Annotated in this window: 12 protein-coding genes; 6 read left to right on the forward strand and 6 right to left on the reverse strand. The window is 68.8% G+C overall.

The annotated features are described in order from the left end of the window. Positions 1 to 16 precede the first annotated feature (16 nt). The 6 genes from GOAMI_RS00565 (at position 17) to GOAMI_RS00590 (ending at position 8680) form a co-directional block, all read left to right on the forward strand. On the forward strand, positions 17 to 4099 hold the full coding sequence (locus GOAMI_RS00565) for a type VII secretion protein EccC (protein ID WP_006434433.1): 4083 nt from the start codon (positions 17 to 19) through the stop codon (positions 4097 to 4099). A gap of 43 nt (positions 4100 to 4142) precedes the next feature. Then, the gene (locus tag GOAMI_RS00570) at positions 4143 to 5450 is read left to right on the forward strand and encodes a type VII secretion-associated protein (protein ID WP_236577737.1); all 1308 of its coding nucleotides are present in this window, start codon (positions 4143 to 4145) and stop codon (positions 5448 to 5450) included. A 194-nt stretch (positions 5451 to 5644) separates the two neighbouring features. After that, positions 5645 to 6088 carry a 50S ribosomal protein L13 gene (gene rplM / locus GOAMI_RS00575; RefSeq protein ID WP_006434435.1) on the forward strand — a complete coding sequence of 148 codons (444 nt, stop codon included), beginning with the start codon at positions 5645 to 5647 and terminating at the stop codon, positions 6086 to 6088. After that, entirely contained in the window at positions 6085 to 6615 is a 531-nt protein-coding gene (gene rpsI, locus GOAMI_RS00580) for a 30S ribosomal protein S9 (protein WP_006434436.1), read from the forward strand. Before rplM ends, rpsI begins: the two co-directional genes overlap by 4 nt. A 2-nt stretch (positions 6616 to 6617) precedes the next feature. Next, on the forward strand, positions 6618 to 7961 hold the full coding sequence (glmM, locus tag GOAMI_RS00585) for a phosphoglucosamine mutase (protein ID WP_006434437.1): 1344 nt from the start codon (positions 6618 to 6620) through the stop codon (positions 7959 to 7961). After that, on the forward strand, positions 7958 to 8680 hold the full coding sequence (locus GOAMI_RS00590; protein ID WP_006434438.1) for an HAD family hydrolase: 723 nt from the start codon (positions 7958 to 7960) through the stop codon (positions 8678 to 8680). Before glmM ends, GOAMI_RS00590 begins: the two co-directional genes overlap by 4 nt. Positions 8681 to 8689: 9 nt before the next feature. Here the strand turns inward: GOAMI_RS00590 and GOAMI_RS00595 are convergent, their stop codons facing one another. The 6 genes from GOAMI_RS00595 to GOAMI_RS00620 all read right to left on the reverse strand — a co-directional run bounded on the left by GOAMI_RS00595 (position 8690) and on the right by GOAMI_RS00620 (position 15704). After that, positions 8690 to 9442 (reverse strand): SDR family NAD(P)-dependent oxidoreductase, encoded by a 753-nt coding sequence (locus GOAMI_RS00595; RefSeq protein ID WP_006434439.1) that lies wholly within the window; start codon positions 9440 to 9442, stop codon positions 8690 to 8692. Positions 9443 to 9487: 45 nt separating this feature from the next. Continuing rightward, positions 9488 to 10774, reverse strand: coding sequence for an acyl-CoA dehydrogenase family protein (locus tag GOAMI_RS00600; RefSeq protein ID WP_006434440.1), 1287 nt, complete (start codon positions 10772 to 10774; stop codon positions 9488 to 9490). Positions 10775 to 10851: 77 nt separating this feature from the next. Continuing rightward, the gene (locus GOAMI_RS00605) at positions 10852 to 11925 is read right to left on the reverse strand and encodes a phosphotransferase family protein (protein WP_006434441.1); all 1074 of its coding nucleotides are present in this window, start codon (positions 11923 to 11925) and stop codon (positions 10852 to 10854) included. An 86-nt stretch (positions 11926 to 12011) separates the two neighbouring features. Beyond that, a complete protein-coding gene (locus GOAMI_RS00610; RefSeq protein ID WP_006434442.1) occupies positions 12012 to 13850 on the reverse strand; it encodes a GAF domain-containing protein in 1839 nt (612 codons plus the stop codon). Positions 13851 to 13914: 64 nt separating this feature from the next. Continuing rightward, entirely contained in the window at positions 13915 to 15207 is a 1293-nt protein-coding gene (locus GOAMI_RS00615; RefSeq protein ID WP_006434443.1) for a bifunctional 3,4-dihydroxy-2-butanone-4-phosphate synthase/GTP cyclohydrolase II, read from the reverse strand. Beyond that, positions 15204 to 15704, reverse strand: coding sequence for a flavin reductase family protein (locus GOAMI_RS00620; RefSeq protein ID WP_006434444.1), 501 nt, complete (start codon positions 15702 to 15704; stop codon positions 15204 to 15206). The genes GOAMI_RS00615 and GOAMI_RS00620 overlap by 4 nt, the downstream gene beginning before the upstream one ends. Positions 15705 to 15760 lie beyond the last annotated feature (56 nt).

Genomic DNA, 15760 nt, shown 5'->3' on the forward strand with positions numbered 1-15760 from the left:
TGTCAGGGGGGATCGAGTGGTCACGACCACTGAGGGATTCGTGCGTCGGCCACGCATCACGCCGCCTCGAATGCCGGGCGGCGAGGTCAACATCCAGGCGCCGCCGGACGTCCCGCGCGTGGTGCCCGGCAACCTGCTCATGAAGCTGCTGCCGGTGGTGATGATCGTCGCCGTCGTCGGCATGATCGCGCTGATGATGGTCACCGGTGGCCGCAACATCCTGACCAATCCGCTGTTCATGATGTTCCCGCTGATGATGCTCATGTCGATGTTCGGCATGTTCGCCGCCGGTGGGCGCGGCGGCGGCAAGCGCGCCGCGGAACTCAACGAGGAGCGCAAGGACTACTTCCGCTACCTCGGCCAGTTGCGCGCCCAGGTCTTCGACACCGTGGAGAACCAGCGCGCCGCCCGCACCTGGAGTCATCCCGATCCGCACGCGCTGCTCGACGTCGTCGGCAGCCGGCGGATGTGGGAGCGACGCCCCGCCGACAACGACTTCGCCCATGTGCGTGTGGGAGTCGGCGTCCAACGCCTCGCGACGCGGCTGATGCCGCCGGAGACCGGCCCGCTCGAGGACATCGAGCCGGTGTCGATGGTGGCCCTGCGTCGCTTCGTGCGGACCCATTCCGCGGTGTACAGCCTGCCCCGGTCGATCTCGCTCCGCGGCTTCCCGGCGATCAACATCGAGGGTGCCCGGCAGGAGACCCGCGAACTGGTCCGTTCGATGATCGTCGAACTCTGCGCCTTCCACGGCCCCGACCACCTCCACATCGGCATCGTCACCGGCGACCCCGCCGGCGAAGCCTGGGACTGGGCGAAATGGCTTCCGCACGTAGGGCATCCGACGCTGCGCGACGGTATCGGGCCGATGCGGATGATCTATCCGACGCTCGCCGATCTCGAGAACGCGCTGGCCGCCGACCTGCTGGAGCGTGGTCGGTTCAGCAGGTCGGCGCCGCCGAACGGGAACCGCGCCCACCTGGTGGTCGTCATCGACGACGGTTACGTCGCCGGCGACGAGCGCATCCTCAGCTCCGCGGGCATGGAGGGCGTGACCGTCCTCGACCTGACGGCACCGCCGGACGGTCTCGCGGCCCGGCGCGGCCTGCAACTCGTGGTGCGCGGGGGGAAGGTCTCGGCCCGGAGCGTCGCGGGCGTCGAGGAATTCGCGGACATGGACTCGCTGACGATCGCCGAGGCGGAGGCGATCGCACGCCGCATGGCCCGGTACCGGCTGGCGACGGCGGCCACCCTGGCGAACCTGGAATCGGAGGCCACCTCGACCGATCCGGGCCTGCCCGCCCTCCTCGGCATCGACGACGCCGCCCGTTTCGACCCGGCCACGGCCTGGCGCGGACGCACCGGTCGTGAACGTCTGCGGGTGCCGATCGGATACACCCCGAGCGGCGCGCCGGTCGAACTCGACATCAAGGAGAGCGCCCACGGTGGCATGGGACCCCATGGCCTCTGTATCGGTGCGACGGGTTCCGGCAAGTCGGAGTTCCTGCGGACCCTCGTCCTCGCCATGCTGGCCACGCATTCGCCGACCGAGCTGAACCTGGTCCTCGTCGACTTCAAGGGCGGCGCGACCTTCCTCGGGCTCGAGTCCACACCGCATGTCGCGGCGATCATCACCAACCTCGAGCAGGAACTGTCGATGGTCGACCGCATGAAGGATGCGTTGTCGGGCGAGATGAATCGCCGCCAGGAGGTCCTGCGTGCGGCGGGCAACTACGCCAACGTCGCCGACTACGAACGTGCCCGCGCCTCGGGTGTGCGCCTCGAACCGCTGCCCGCCCTGTTCATCGTCGTCGACGAGTTCTCCGAACTGCTCTCGCAGAAACCGGATTTCGCCGAACTCTTCGTCGCGATCGGTCGCCTGGGCCGCTCGTTGCACATCCACCTGCTGCTGGCCTCGCAACGTCTCGAGGAGGGCAAGCTCCGTGGGCTCGACTCCCACCTGTCGTATCGAATCGGCCTGAAAACCTTCTCCGCCAACGAATCCCGGTCGGTACTCGGTGTCCCCGACGCCTACCACCTACCTAGCGTGCCCGGTTCGGCCTACCTGAAATGCGACTCGGACGACCCGGTCCGGTTCAACACCTCGTATGTCTCGGGTCCGTACTATTCGCCGGCCGTGGCCTCAGACACCTCGGACACCATGACGTCGGGGATACCGCGACTCGGGAACCTCAAGGTCTTCACCGCGCTGCCGGTCCCGCTGGACGAGGGTTCCCCGCGGTCGCTGCTCGATCAGGCGGCGAGCCTGCTCGACGAGGAGCCGCCTTCCCTCGACGCCGCGCCCGCCGACTTCGAGCCGACCTCGGTGTCGGTGCCGACGCTGATGCAGACCATCATCGGTCGCATGGAGGGCTCCGGCCCGCCGGCTCACCGGGTCTGGCTGGACCCGCTCGACGATTCGCCGACCGTGGAACACCTGGTGGGAGCACGCGACTGGATCAAGCCGACGGTCCCCGGCAACCTGGCCTTGCCCATCGGTCTGGTCGATCGCCCCTACGACCAGCGCCGCGACCCCCTCGTCATCGACCTGGCGGGCGCGGCCGGCAACGTGGCCGTGGTCGGTGGCCCGCAGTCGGGTAAATCGACGACGCTGCGCACGATCATCATGGCCGCGGCGGCCACGCACACGCCGGAACAGGTGCAGTTCTACTGCCTGGACTTCGGCGGCGGCAGTCTCGCCGGCCTCGCCGGTCTCCCACATGTTGGTTCGGTGGCGTCCCGCGGCGACATGGATGCCGTCCGCCGCACCGTCGCCGAGGTCGGGGCGGTAGTCCGGGCACGGGAGCTGTTGTTCGGCCGTCTCGGCGTCGAGTCGATGCGTGATTACCGGGCCCGCCGTGCGGCCTGGTTCGCCTCCGGGACCCTCGCGCCCGACGATCCGTTGGCCACCGACCGGTTCGGCGACGTCTTCCTCGTGCTCGACGGCATCAGCGTGCTGCGTTCCGAACTCGAGTCGCTCGAGGAGCAGATCACCACGATTGTCTCTCAGGGGTTGTCTTTCGGCGTGCACGTGATCGTCAGCGCCTCGCGGTGGGCCGAGATCCGCCCGGCGGTCCGAGACCTCCTGGGTACGCGCATCGAACTGCGCCTCGGCGACCCGTCGGACTCCGAGATGAGTCGCCGCGCCGCTGCGGGCGTCCCGCAGAACCGTCCCGGTCGGGGTCTCACCGCGGAGGAGCTCCACATGCTCATCGCCCTGCCGCGCCTCGACCCGGTCAGCAGCGCCGAGTCGCTGCCCGCCGGTGTTGCGGCCTCGGCGGAGAAACTCGCCGCCGCGTACCCGGGCCGTTCGGCGCTGCCGGTCCGCAAGCTGAGCACCGAGATCGCGATGTCGGCCGTTCAGAACGGGCTGGCCGCGGCCGGGGTCACGTTGTCGCTGAACCAGGTCGCGATCGGCGTCGGCGAACTGGAGCTGGCCCCGGTGGTGCTCGACTTCGACGCGCAGCCTCACTTCATGGTGTTCGCCGACGTCGAGCACGGAAAGACGAACGTGCTGCGCGCGATCGTTCGCGGCCTCGTCGCCGGCGGCACCCCGGAGCAGGTGAAGATCGCGTTCATCGACTACCGCCGCACGATGCTCGGTGTGGTCGACGGCGATCACCTCGCCGGATATGCCAGCTCGCACGACAATGCCATGACGCTGATGAACCAGCTGGCGGCATATCTCAAGGACTGCATGCCCCCGAACGATGTGACCGTTCAGCAGCTGCGGGAGCGTTCGTGGTTGGTCGGCAAGCCGGAGGTGTACCTCGTGGTGGACGACTACGACATGGTGGCAACGTCGTCGGGCAATCCGTTGCTGCCGGTCATCGAGTACGCATCGCACGCCCGGGACATCGGTTTCCACATCGTCCTGGCGCGTCGATCCGGCGGCCTCGGCCGGGCGATGTTCGATCCCGTGATCGCGCGGCTGAAGGACCTGTCGTCCGACATCCTGCTGATGAGCGGCGACCGCGACGAAGGTTTCATCACCGGACGCAGCCGCATGCAGCGGCTGGTGCCCGGACGCGGTGAACTCGTCTCGCGGGTGCGTCCGCAGGAGATGATCCAGGTCGCCCACCTACCGGCCGACGACTAGCGACGGATCTGCCTTGGACGACACGGGTACGGGCAGGAGCGGGGTGAGCCGACGCCGTCCGACGGTCGTCGACCTCGCGTTCGGGCAGCCACGGATCTGGGATCCGGTCACCGGGCTCAGGTGCCCTGACCGCGATCTGCGCCCGCTGCTCCTCGCGGTCGACGAGATGACGGTCGTGCTCGACGGCCGGCGCCGGCACCTGCGGCAGGCGTGGCAGCAGGCGTTCGACGAGATGGGTGTCCACGCCTCGGATCCGGGCCGGCCGCTGATCGTCGGGCATCCGAGTACCTGGGGACACCGGCGCGCGTCGTCGCTGGCCGATGCCGGAGGGCGGAGGGCGGGCCAGGCGCCACTGACGCTTCTCCCGCGTGCGGTCCTCATCGCGCGCAGCCACGCCGACATCACCGTGCGGCGCTGTGCCGTCGTGGAGACCACGCACCTCCCGGAACCGCCCCACGATCCCGCCCGTCCACGCCCGGCTGCGTGGGATGTGCAGATCGTGCGGCGACACCCCCAGGGCTGGGACATCGAGCGCAGTGGGGTGATCGAGCCGGGGGACCGGGAGGCCGAGGGGCTCTCGATCATCGACGACGCGGTCGAAGCCGTCTTCGTCGACGGTGACGATCCGCGGGAGGTGGCGGCGGCGACAGAGCTGGTCGCCGCGCACGCGATCGCGGGCCGTGTCGTGCCGGTGGACCGCGACCTTCTCGTCCGTCTGGGCCGCCGGACCGGTGGTGTCGCCGACGACGCCGTGCCGGTGGCCGACGGGCCCGCGATGCCGGCGCCGGACGCGTCGAGGCGACGCAGCCGTCGTGTGCTGGCCGGTGCTGCGGCCGCGGCGGTGGTGGTCGTCGCCGTCGCCTTCGGGGTCGGGTGGTGGCAGCGGGACGACCCCGCGCCCGCTGCTGCCGAGGTCGCGGTCGGCCGCGCCACGCTGTCGGTTCCCGGGAACTGGCGGGAGTCCGGGCAGGACACCCCGAGCGGCGACACCACCGACGACCCGACCACGACCCGCGCCGTGTTCGTCTCCGCCGACGACGGCCGGCGGATCATCGCGGTCCTGACCGAGCTGCGCGACGGGTCGACCCGGCAGTCCGTCGCCACGAGTCTGCGTAATCGCATCGACCAGCGGGGCGACGACGTCGTCACCGAGTTCTCCGCGGACACCCGCTACGCCGGACGCGACGTCATCAGCTACCGGGAGGCGCCGGCGTCGGGCAGCGCCATCCGCTGGTATGTCATCGTCGACGACGGTCTGCAGGTGTCGATCGGGTGTCAGGCCGGGACGGCCGCCGAATCTGTGGACCGCGAATGCGCGGAGGCCGTCAGATCGGTACGGGTGGGGCAGTAGGGGACGAGCGTGACGGGTCGGCTCGGCGTTTTGACCCTGACCTGCACGGTCGCGTAACCTGGATCGCTGGTGCTCGGCGCCTGTCGCATACACGCGTGCACAGGCAGAAGAGGCCCGGGTCCCCACTGGTCGCCGGGAAGAACCTCCGCCGTACATCCGACCAGCACCCACAAGACAAGAGTTGAGGACCAACTGTGCCTACCTACACCCCGAAGGCCGGTGACATCACGCGTACGTGGCACGTCATCGACGCCACCGACGTGGTGCTCGGCCGGCTGGCCGTGCAGAGCGCGAACCTGCTCCGCGGCAAGCACAAGCCGACCTACGCCCCGCACATGGACGGTGGCGACTTCGTCGTCATCATCAACGCGGAGAAGGTCGCGCTGACCAGCAACAAGGCCGAGCGCAAGCTGAACTACACCCACTCGGGGCATCCCGGTGGCCTGAAGTCCCGCACCACCGCCGAGCTGCTCGAGACCTTCCCCGAGCGCGTCATCGAGAAGGCCATCAAGGGCATGCTGCCCTCGAACAAGCTCGGCCGTGCGATGGCCTCGAAGCTGAAGGTCTACGCAGGCCCGAACCATCCGCACGCGGCTCAGCGCCCCGTTCCCTTCGAGATCAAGCAGGTGGCCCAGTGACCAACGAGAACATCAACGAGGCCGTCGAGGCCGTCGAAGAAGCTGTCGAGGTCGTTGAGGCCGTGGAGGCCGTCGAGGCCGCTGCCGACGATTACGACACCGCTGCCGCTGTCGAAGAGGTTCGCGAGCCGGTAGTGATCGACCGTCCGATCCAGACCGTCGGCCGCCGCAAGGAAGCCGTCGTCCGCGTTCGCCTGCTGCCGGGCACCGGTGAGTTCAAGCTCAACGGCCGTTCGCTGGAGGAGTACTTCCCCAACAAGGTGCACCAGCAGCTCATCAAGGCTCCGCTGGTCACCGTCGAGCGCACCGAGTCGTTCGACATCTACGCCAAGCTCGTCGGCGGCGGCCCCTCGGGCCAGGCCGGTGCGCTGCGTCTCGCCATCGCTCGTGCCCTCATCGAGGTCACCCCGGATGATCGCCCCGCCCTGAAGAAGGCCGGCTTCCTCACCCGTGACCCGCGTGCGGTCGAGCGCAAGAAGTACGGCCTCAAGAAGGCCCGCAAGGCGTCGCAGTACTCCAAGCGCTGATCTTGGCACGCCTTTTCGGTACCGACGGCGTCCGAGGCCTGGCCAACGCCGAGCTCACTCCCGAGCTCGCGTTGCGCCTGGCCTCGGCCGCCGCGGTCGTTTTCGAAGACCTGTCCGACGATCACTCGCGCCGCCCGCGTGCGGTGGTCGGTCGCGACCCACGAGCCTCCGGCGAGATGCTGGAAGCCGCCGTGTGCGCGGGACTCGCCGCGACCGGCGTCGACGCCATCCGCGTCGGCACCGTGCCCACCCCGGCGGTCGCCTTCCTGACCGCGGACTACCACGCCGACTTCGGCGTGATGATCTCCGCGTCGCACAACCCCATGCCCGACAACGGGATCAAGTTCTTCTCCGCCGGCGGGCACAAGCTCGACGACGAGGTCGAGGACCGTATCGAAGCGGCGATGGACGACGACTTCGTCCGGCCCATCGGTGCGGCGGTCGGTCGTGTTCTCGACGCACCGGACGCGGGAGACCGCTACCGGCGGCACCTGGCCCAGGCCGTCGACGAGCGTCTGGACGGTCTGACGGTCGTGGTCGACTGCGCACACGGCGCCGCGTCGCAACTCGCGCCGCTGGCCTATGCCGACGCCGGTGCCAAGGTCATCACGATCCACGCCGATCCCGACGGCCTGAACATCAACGCCGACTGCGGTTCCACCCACATGGACAAGCTGCAGGCCGCCGTCCTCGAGCACGGCGCCGATCTCGGTCTCGCCCACGACGGCGACGCCGATCGTTGCCTCGCAGTGGATTCCACCGGTCAGATCGTCGACGGCGACGCCATCATGGCGATCCTGGCGACATCGCTCGCCGACAAGAACCGTCTGCACGAGAACGTCCTCGTCGCCACCGTCATGAGCAACCTCGGCCTGCACATCGCGATGCGCGAGGCGGGAATCACGGTGCGTACCACGGCCGTCGGCGACCGCTACGTGGTGGAGGAGCTGCGTCGCGGCGGGTACTCCCTCGGCGGTGAGCAGTCCGGCCACATCGTGGTCCCGGGATCGGGAACCACCGGCGACGGCATCCTCACCGGCCTGATGATCATGGCCCGCATGGCGGCCACCTCGTCGCGACTGGCCGACCTGTCCGGCATCGTGACGGTGCTGCCGCAGGAGCTCATCAACGTCCGCGTCGCCGACAAACACGCAGTCGCGGAGTCGCAGTCGGTCAAGCAGGCCGTCGTCGACGCCGAGGCCGAACTGGGCGAATCGGGACGAGTTCTGTTGCGTCCCTCCGGAACCGAACAGCTCGTCCGGGTGATGGTGGAAGCCGGCACCGCGGAGCAGGCGGGCACGGTCGCCCGTCGCCTCGCCGATGTCGTCGCCGCCGCCGGCGCATGACCCCCGATCTCGTGGACAGGGCCAGCACTCCGCGGGCGGTCCTGTTCGACTTCTCCGGCACCCTGTTCCGCTTCGAGGCGCGCGACGACTGGTTCGTCGATCTCCTCGACGATGCGGGCGAGGCGTTCGTCCCGGAGCGGCAGGCGGACATCATCCGCCGCATGGTCGCGCCGGTCGGACTGCCCGAGGGTATCGAGGGCGACGACCGGACCGCTTGGGAGCGAAGGGATCTCGATCCGGAATTGCACCGGGTCGGGTACCTCGCCCTGCTGCGCACGGTCGGGATGAGCAACGCCGGTCACGCCAACTCGCTCTACGACCGGGTCCTCGACCCGGAATCGTGGGTGCCGTTCGCCGACACCGTCGAGGTGCTGACGCGTCTCGCGGACACCGGGGTGCCGATCGGCATCGTCAGCAACATCGCCTTCGATCTGCGCAAAGTCCTTGCCCTGCACGGCATCGACCACCTCGTGGACGCCTACGCGCTCTCCTATGAGGTCGGCGCGATCAAACCCGAACCGCGCCTCTTCCGCGCCGCCCTCGACCCGATCGGCGTGCCGGCCGGCGACGTGCTCATGGTCGGGGACAGCGAGAAGGCCGACGGCGGTGCGCGTGCGCTGGGGTGTTCCTTCGCGCTCGTGCACGATGTGCCGCCGGCCGATCGCCCGACGGCGCTGCTCGACGCCGTGGCCGCTCATGGCATCGAGCTGCGCGACTGAGATCTCCTCTCAGAAGTTGCCCTTGGCCGACCAGCCGCCGTCGACCGGGTAGATCTCGCCGGTCAGGAAGTCGCCCTCACGCATGAGATAGGCGACCATCGAGGCGATCTCCGACGGGCGGCCCAGCCGACGCACGATGTGCGCGTTGGCATTCGCCTGCCGCATCTCCTCGGTGATGTCGGCCAGGATCGGGGTGTCGATGGTGCCCGGTGCGATGGCGTTGATCAGGATGTTGTGCGGGCCGTACTCGTAGGCGGCCTGCTTGGTGAGGCCCACGACGCCGCCCTTGGCCGCCGAATACGACGCCAGGTTGGGCAGACCCCGAAGCGCGGCCATCGACGAGATGTTGACGATGCGGCCACCACCGTTCTCGATCATGCCGGGGATGACCGCTCGCATGCCGAGCCACACGCCCTTGAGGTCGGTGCCGACGACGACGTCCCATGCTTCCTCGGTGAGGCCGACGACGGTGTCCTCGCTGATCATGTTGACCACGCCGGCCACATTGGCCAGGAAGTCGATCGAGCCCTGTGAGGCGGTGATCTGCTCCACCGTGGCCGCCCAGTCGTCGGCGACGCGGACATCGAGGCGGACCGCCTCCGCGGAGCCGCCGGCCTCGGCGATCTCCTTGAGGGTGACCTCGCAGTCCTGGATGTCGGCGGCGACCACATGGGCGCCGTCCGCGGCGAGTCGGATGGCCGTGGCCTGACCGATACCCTGTGCGGCGCCGGTGACGATGGCAGTTTTTCCGTTGAGAGACATACGTGTTCGCTTTCTGGTTCGGAGGAGGGGACGAGCAGGGTGCGTTCAGGGCTGTTCGGCGAGCAATTCGGCGAAGCGATGCCGGGCGGCCTCGCGCCGGGTGGGGATGTGCTCGGTCGGCCGGTCGTCGGCCGGTCGTGTGTATCCCTTGAGGTACTGGCGGGCGACGCTGTCGCGGTGCACCTCGTCGGGGCCGTCGTAGAGACGCGCGGCGCGTGCCGCGCGGTACATGGACTCCAGCGGCAGGTCCGCGCTGTAGCCGAGTGAGCCGTGGACCTGGAGCGCGCGGTCGATGACGTCGTGCAGGATCTTGGCGCCGAAGAACTTGATGTGCGCGATGTCCTTGCGGGCGGCGGCCGTGCCCTCCTCGTCGATGCGCCACGCGGCATGCAGCGTCATCAGACGGAGGGCCTGGATCTCGGCCGCGGAGTCGGCGATGAAGTTGCGGACCGTCTGCTTGTCGGCGAGGACCGATCCGTGGGCGTACCGGTAGGTGGCGCGTTCGCACATCATGTCGAATGCGCGACTCGCCTGACCGATCCAGCGCATGCAATGGTGAATCCGGCCGGGGCCCAGTCGTTTCTGGGCGATCAGGAAGCCGTCGCCCCGATTGCCGAGCAGCGCCGTGTCGTCGACCCGGACGTCACGCAGCACCACCTCGCAGTGCGAACCGTAGGTGTGCGGGCGCGGCCGGGGATTCTCGACCGAACCGATGTCGCGGACCACGTCGAGACCCGGTGCGTCGATCGGGATGATGAACTGCGATGTGCGACGGTGGCGTTCGGCGTCGGGATCGGTGACGGCGACGACGATCATGAAGTCGGCGGTGGCTGCATTGCTGATGAACCACTTGTGGCCGTTGAGAACCCACTCGTCCCCGTCGCGGACCGCGGTGGTGGTGAGGTTGGTGGGATCGGCGCCGGCGTTGTCGGGTTCGGTCAGCGCGAACGAGGAATAGTACTCGCCGGCGAGCAGCGGTTCGAGCCACCGCTTCTTCTGCTCCTCGGTGCCGACCGCGGCGAGGATCTCGCAGTTGCCGGAATCCGGTGCCTGGCAGCCGAACACGAGCGGACCGTACGGTGTGGAACCCAGGATCTCCTGCATCAGGCCCAGCTTCACCTGGCCGTATCCCTGTCCACCGAGTTCCGGGTCGAGGTGTGCGGCCCACAGGTCGTTCGCCTTGACCTCTTCCTGTAGCGGGGCGATCGCCTTGCGCAGTTGATCCCAGTCGAGATCGAGGGTCTCGAGCGGGAAGACCTCGGTACGGACGAAATCCTTCATCCAGTCGAGCTTCTTCTGGAATTCGGGTTCCGTGGAGAAATCCCAGGCCATGGTGGTGTGCTCCGTTTCTGTGGGGGATCGTTGACGAGTACGGGTGGGGTGGGGAAGCGCCGGCGATGTGCGGCGGGTCAGGCGCCGGCGATGATCCCGCGTGCGCGGACGAACAGACCGTCGGCGTAGCGGTGCAGCCGTTCACCGACGTCGCGGGGCGCCTTGCCGTCACATGACCGGGCGTAGGTGCCCTCGAGGATGATGCCGAGTTTGAAGCTCGCGAGAACGGTGTACCAGTCCAGTGCGTCGAGATCCCGGTCGGAACGCTCCGCGTAGCGGGCGACGATCGCGGACCGGCTCGGCAGGTTGCCGGCGCGTCCGAGGGCGCTCTCGTAGAGATCGGACTGCAGCGGGTCGTCGGGCCAGATCGCCAGCAGCACACCGAGATCGAGCAGCGGATCGCCGACGGTTGCCATCTCCCAGTCGACGATGGCCGCGACCCGGGGAGCGCGGTGATCGTAGAGGACGTTCGCCACGTGGTAGTCGCCGTGCAACAGTCCGGGTCGGAAGTGGCCGGGACGGTTGTCCTCGAGCCAACCGGCGATCCGATCCAGATCGGGGAATGCTCCGCCCCGATATCCCGGTGTGGCGGCGTACCGCTCGTGTTCGGCGAGCCACCGGGGCACCTGCCGTTCGAGGAAGCCGTCCGGTTTGCCGAAGTCGTCGAGGCCGATGACGGAGTGGTCGACCGCCGCCAGTCCGGCGAGTGCGTCGACGAGGGCGTAACCCATGGCCTCGCGTCCTTCGGCTGTCGCGGCGTACGGGGCCGGCAGCGCATCGGCGGCGTTGAACCCGTGCACCGGCTCCATCAGGAAGAAGGTCGCGCCGAGGACGTCGGGATCGGTGGTGCCGGCGACGAAACGCGGGTGCGCGACCTCCGTCGAGCTCAGGGCCGACAGCAGGGTCATCTCGCGGGCGATCGCGGCGTTCGACTGCGGGCGCAGGTGCCGGGGCCCGCGCCGCAGGACGTACTCACGTCCGCCGCGGCTGACGATCACCATGATGTTCTGGGTACCGCCGTGCAGCGGCCGGAGCTCGGTGGTGTCACCGGTGGGGAGGCCCTGCTCGTCCATCCACGCCGTCAGCGCTGCGATGTCCACCGGGATGGGGTCGGCGGGAGCAGGACGGTCGGGGATCGTGCTGTGGGCCATGAGACGAACCTATGGCGTGTCCGCCTCGCGGAGAACCGTCGTCGTGCTGATCTGTTGGAGGAATCTCCAACCGGCATCGACGCAGTTCACTGACCTGCGAGATCCAGGACCTGGAAGGCCATCTTCGCCGACAGCAGGCAGTCCAGCGACGTCGGATCGCGACGGGCGATCTCCTTGATCCGGCCAAGGCGGTACCGGATGGTGTTCTCGTGGACGTCCAGCGCCGACGCGGTCGCCTGCACCTTGCCGTCGGCGGCCACGAAGGCGCGCCAGGTGGCGAGGAGGGTGCCGTCGTCGTGCTGTCGTACCGGCGCGACGAAGGAGTGCGCGAAGTGCAGGGCCTCCTTGACGTGGCCGCTGGACACGATCACCCGGAACAAGCCGAGCTCGTCTAGCGTCATGACCCGCTCGTCCCAACCGAAAGACTTTGCCACCGAGCCCATCTCGCGCAGGTCGCGATGAGCGTGGGGATAGTCGACCGGGGTGCGACAGATCCCGGAGATCAGGGTCGCCCCGAGTGAGAGGTCGCCGGAGAGTCGATCGCGGATCGTCGACACGTGGTCGCGGACGTGCCCGACCTCGTCGAGGTCGTCGGATTCCAGGCGGACCATCACGATGACCGCCCCGGGCAGCCGGACGGCCGGTGGCGGGGAGATGGACATGACCGAGGCGAAGGTGCGCGTGACCAGGGACTGAATCGCCGACGCCGTCAGCCTGTCGGTCGCGTCGTCGACGGCGAAGCGAACGAGCACATGGGGATTGGTCAGGTCGATGCCGAACTGCGGGCCTCGTCGGACCAGGTGCTCCTTGTCGCGGCTGTTGCGCAGTAGATCGGAGAGGTAATCGTCGCGCGCCTGACCCTCGGTCTCGATCTGCCGACGCTCGGAGAGCATCTGGAGCGCCAGGACGGTGGCGCCGCGTTCGGCGATGTTGGCGTCGAGCGCCTCCAGGCTGCGGCCCACCTCGACGATGCCGAGGAAGCCGGTCTGCTTGCCCTCGATCACCATGCGGCACATGAGATGCCGACGACCGAGGCCGACGGCCAGCTGCGCGGGCACGATGGCCGACGGCGTGCTCACCGACAGTTCGGCGAGTGCCTGACGCACCGAGGCGGTGGCCCGCACCTTCTCGCTCATCACCGGGGGAGCGGTGAGCTTCAGCGCGTCCGGCGCGGACCAGGCGAGCACGTCGAACGAGTTGTTGTAGAGGACCACAGGCTTGGCTGACAGCTCCGACAGAAGCTCGACGACGCGGTGGATGTTGGCACCCTCGAGCACCGCGCTGGTCAGCCGGTGATGGACGTCGGCGAGGTAGGCCAGTGTGGCGTTGTTCCGGGCGATCTCGGCGGCCTGACCGCGCAGGCGGGTGTTGAGCATCGCCTGGCTGATGAACAGGGCGGACAGGCGGGCGAACAGTTCGGCCACCTCGATGTCCGCGGGCGTGAACTCGTGTTCGCGTCCGCGGCTGTCGACGAAGATCAGGCCGATCACCGCATCGTCGAAGGTGAGCGGGACGCCGAGCATCGCGCGGACATCCCAGTGCGTCATCGTTCGGCGGTGGGGACGCGGGTCGTTGAGCGCGTCGGCGATGACGACGGGCGCGCGCGTGTTGATGACCTCCTGGCTGAAGAGGTCGCCGTCGAAACCGGAGACCTGCCTCTTCACGGCCTCGGTGATGTCGCCGGCCTCCTGGCAGAAGCCCGCGGCGCCGCGGTAGCTGCCGTTGGCGTGCCGCAGGTACACCGAGCACCGGGTGACGCCGAGAAGTGCGCAGAGCTTCTGGCCGACCAGGCTGAGGAGATCTTCCAGCTTCGTGTCGGTGATCGCTTCGGTCGTGATCTCGGCGACGGCCGCGATGACCTCGCGTTCGCGGCCGGTGGCATGTGCCGATCCGGCGTCCACCCCGTGCTCCACCATGGACGTCATCCGCGCGACCTCCTCACCGACTGCTCATGATGAACCTCACAGTAGCAATGAGTGGTGAGGCGGATCATGCACCTGTCGTCCCGGTCGGCGCCTCGGTGACGGCCTCGGTGGGCAGCACGTGGCCCATCCGCTCCCTCTTCGTGCGCAGATACCGGACGTTGTGCGGGGTCGACACGGTCGGCAGTCCGACGCGTCCGACGATCTCGAGGTCGTGCCCTCCGAGTCCGCCGTACTTCGCCGGGTTGTTGGTGATCAGGCGGACGCGGCGGATGCCCAGGTCCTTCAGGATCGCGGCGCCGGTGCCGTAGGTGCGCGAGTCCACCGGGAGTCCGAGAGCGGTGTTGGCGTCGACGGTGTCGAGCCCCTGTTCCTGGAGTGCATAGGCGCGGATCTTGTGGCCCAACCCGATGCCGCGGCCCTCGTGTCCGCGCAGGTAGACGACTGCGCCGCAGCCCTCTTCCGCGATGGCCGACAGAGCTTGTTCGAGTTGTGCACCGCAGTCGCAGCGCAACGAGCCGACGATGTCGCCGGTCAGGCATTCGCTGTGTACGCGGACCAGCGCGCCCTCGGCGGTGGCGCCGGCTGCGGCCACGTCGCCCATGACGAGAGCGAGATGTTCGGTGTCGTCGATGTCCGAGCGGTAGGCGACCGCGCGGAAGTCGCCGAAGAGGGTCGGCATCGCCGCGGTGGCCATCTGGTGGACGAACGAACCGGTGGCGGTCCGGTGGGTCACGAGGTCGGCGATGCGCAGCACGGGCAGTCCGTGACGTTCGGCGAACTCGAGCAGGTCGTCGCCGCGTCGCATCGTCCCGTCGTCGGCGATGATCTCGCCGATGACCCCGACCTCGCCGGCGCCGGACATGGTCACCAGATCGACGGCGGCCTCGGTGTGTCCGGCGCGGGTGAGGACCCCGCCGTCGCGCGCCTGCAGCGGGAAGACGTGCCCGGGACGGCGCAGATCGCCGGCCAGGGTGTCGTCGGAGGCGAGCGCCCGGACCGTGAGCGCGCGGTCGTGTGCCGAGACCCCGGTGCCGGCATCCCGGTGGTCGACGGTGACGGTGAAGGCGGTGCCGTGCGCGTCCCGGTTGTCCTCGACCATCTGCGGTAGCTCGAGCCGGCGGGCGCGGTCGGCGGTCATGGGCGCACAGATGATGCCGGTGGTGTGCCGGATCAGGAACGCCATCTGTTCCTCGGTGACGGAAGCCGCCGAACAGATCAGATCGCCTTCGTTCTCAAGGACGTCGTCGTCGACCACGACCACGAAACCGCCGGCGGCGACCGCCGCTACGGCACGGGCGACCGCCTGGGTGGACGCCTCGGTCGCGATGGGGGTCGGGGTGCTGGGGATCGTGTTCACGAGGCGACCTCGAATGCTCGGTGGGTGCCGAACACCCGGTCGTGGTAGGTGAGAGGTGCTACGGGGGCGACGCCGGTCGCGGCGATGTTGCCCAGTGCGACAACATGATCGCCGCCGTCCACCAGGGATTCGGTCGTGCAGGCCAGCCAGCCGGAGGTGCCGTCGAGGCGGGGGAGTGCAGACGACTCCGACCAGACGATCCCGTCGAACTTGTCGGCGCCCTTGCGGGCGAACCGCATCGCGACGTCGGCCTGGTCGTGGGCCAGCACGTTGACGCCGAATCGACCGGTGCGACGGATGATCGCGAGGAGGTCGGAGCCGCGATCGAGGGACACCAGGACCATCGGCGGTCCCATCGACAGCGACGTGAATGCGCTGACCGTGGTGCCGTGCGGTCGCTGGTCGTCGAACGCGGTGATGACCGCTACGGGCGTGCAGACCCGGGCCATCACCTCGCGGAACTCGAGGGCCACCTGGTCGATGACGGTTTCGCTCATCGATCCTCCTGGAGATGCGTGAGAGGGTTGGGGTCGCTGCGACGCCGGAGAGTACC

Origin of the sequence: Gordonia amicalis NBRC 100051 = JCM 11271, assembly GCF_000332995.1 — a bacterium.
Lineage (GTDB): Bacteria > Actinomycetota > Actinomycetes > Mycobacteriales > Mycobacteriaceae > Gordonia > Gordonia amicalis.

What these genes read in the sequence shown, in the direction of transcription:
- GOAMI_RS00590 (WP_006434438.1), top strand. Translation starts at nt 7,958, where the DNA reads ATGACCCCCGATCTCGTGGACAGGGCCAGCACTCCGCGGGCGGTCCTG.
- GOAMI_RS00595 (WP_006434439.1), bottom strand. Translation starts at nt 9,442, where the DNA reads ATGTCTCTCAACGGAAAAACTGCCATCGTCACCGGCGCCGCACAGGGT.
- GOAMI_RS00600 (WP_006434440.1), bottom strand. Translation starts at nt 10,774, where the DNA reads ATGGCCTGGGATTTCTCCACGGAACCCGAATTCCAGAAGAAGCTCGAC.
- GOAMI_RS00605 (WP_006434441.1), bottom strand. Translation starts at nt 11,925, where the DNA reads ATGGCCCACAGCACGATCCCCGACCGTCCTGCTCCCGCCGACCCCATC.
- GOAMI_RS00610 (WP_006434442.1), bottom strand. Translation starts at nt 13,850, where the DNA reads ATGACGTCCATGGTGGAGCACGGGGTGGACGCCGGATCGGCACATGCC.
- GOAMI_RS00620 (WP_006434444.1), bottom strand. Translation starts at nt 15,704, where the DNA reads ATGAGCGAAACCGTCATCGACCAGGTGGCCCTCGAGTTCCGCGAGGTG.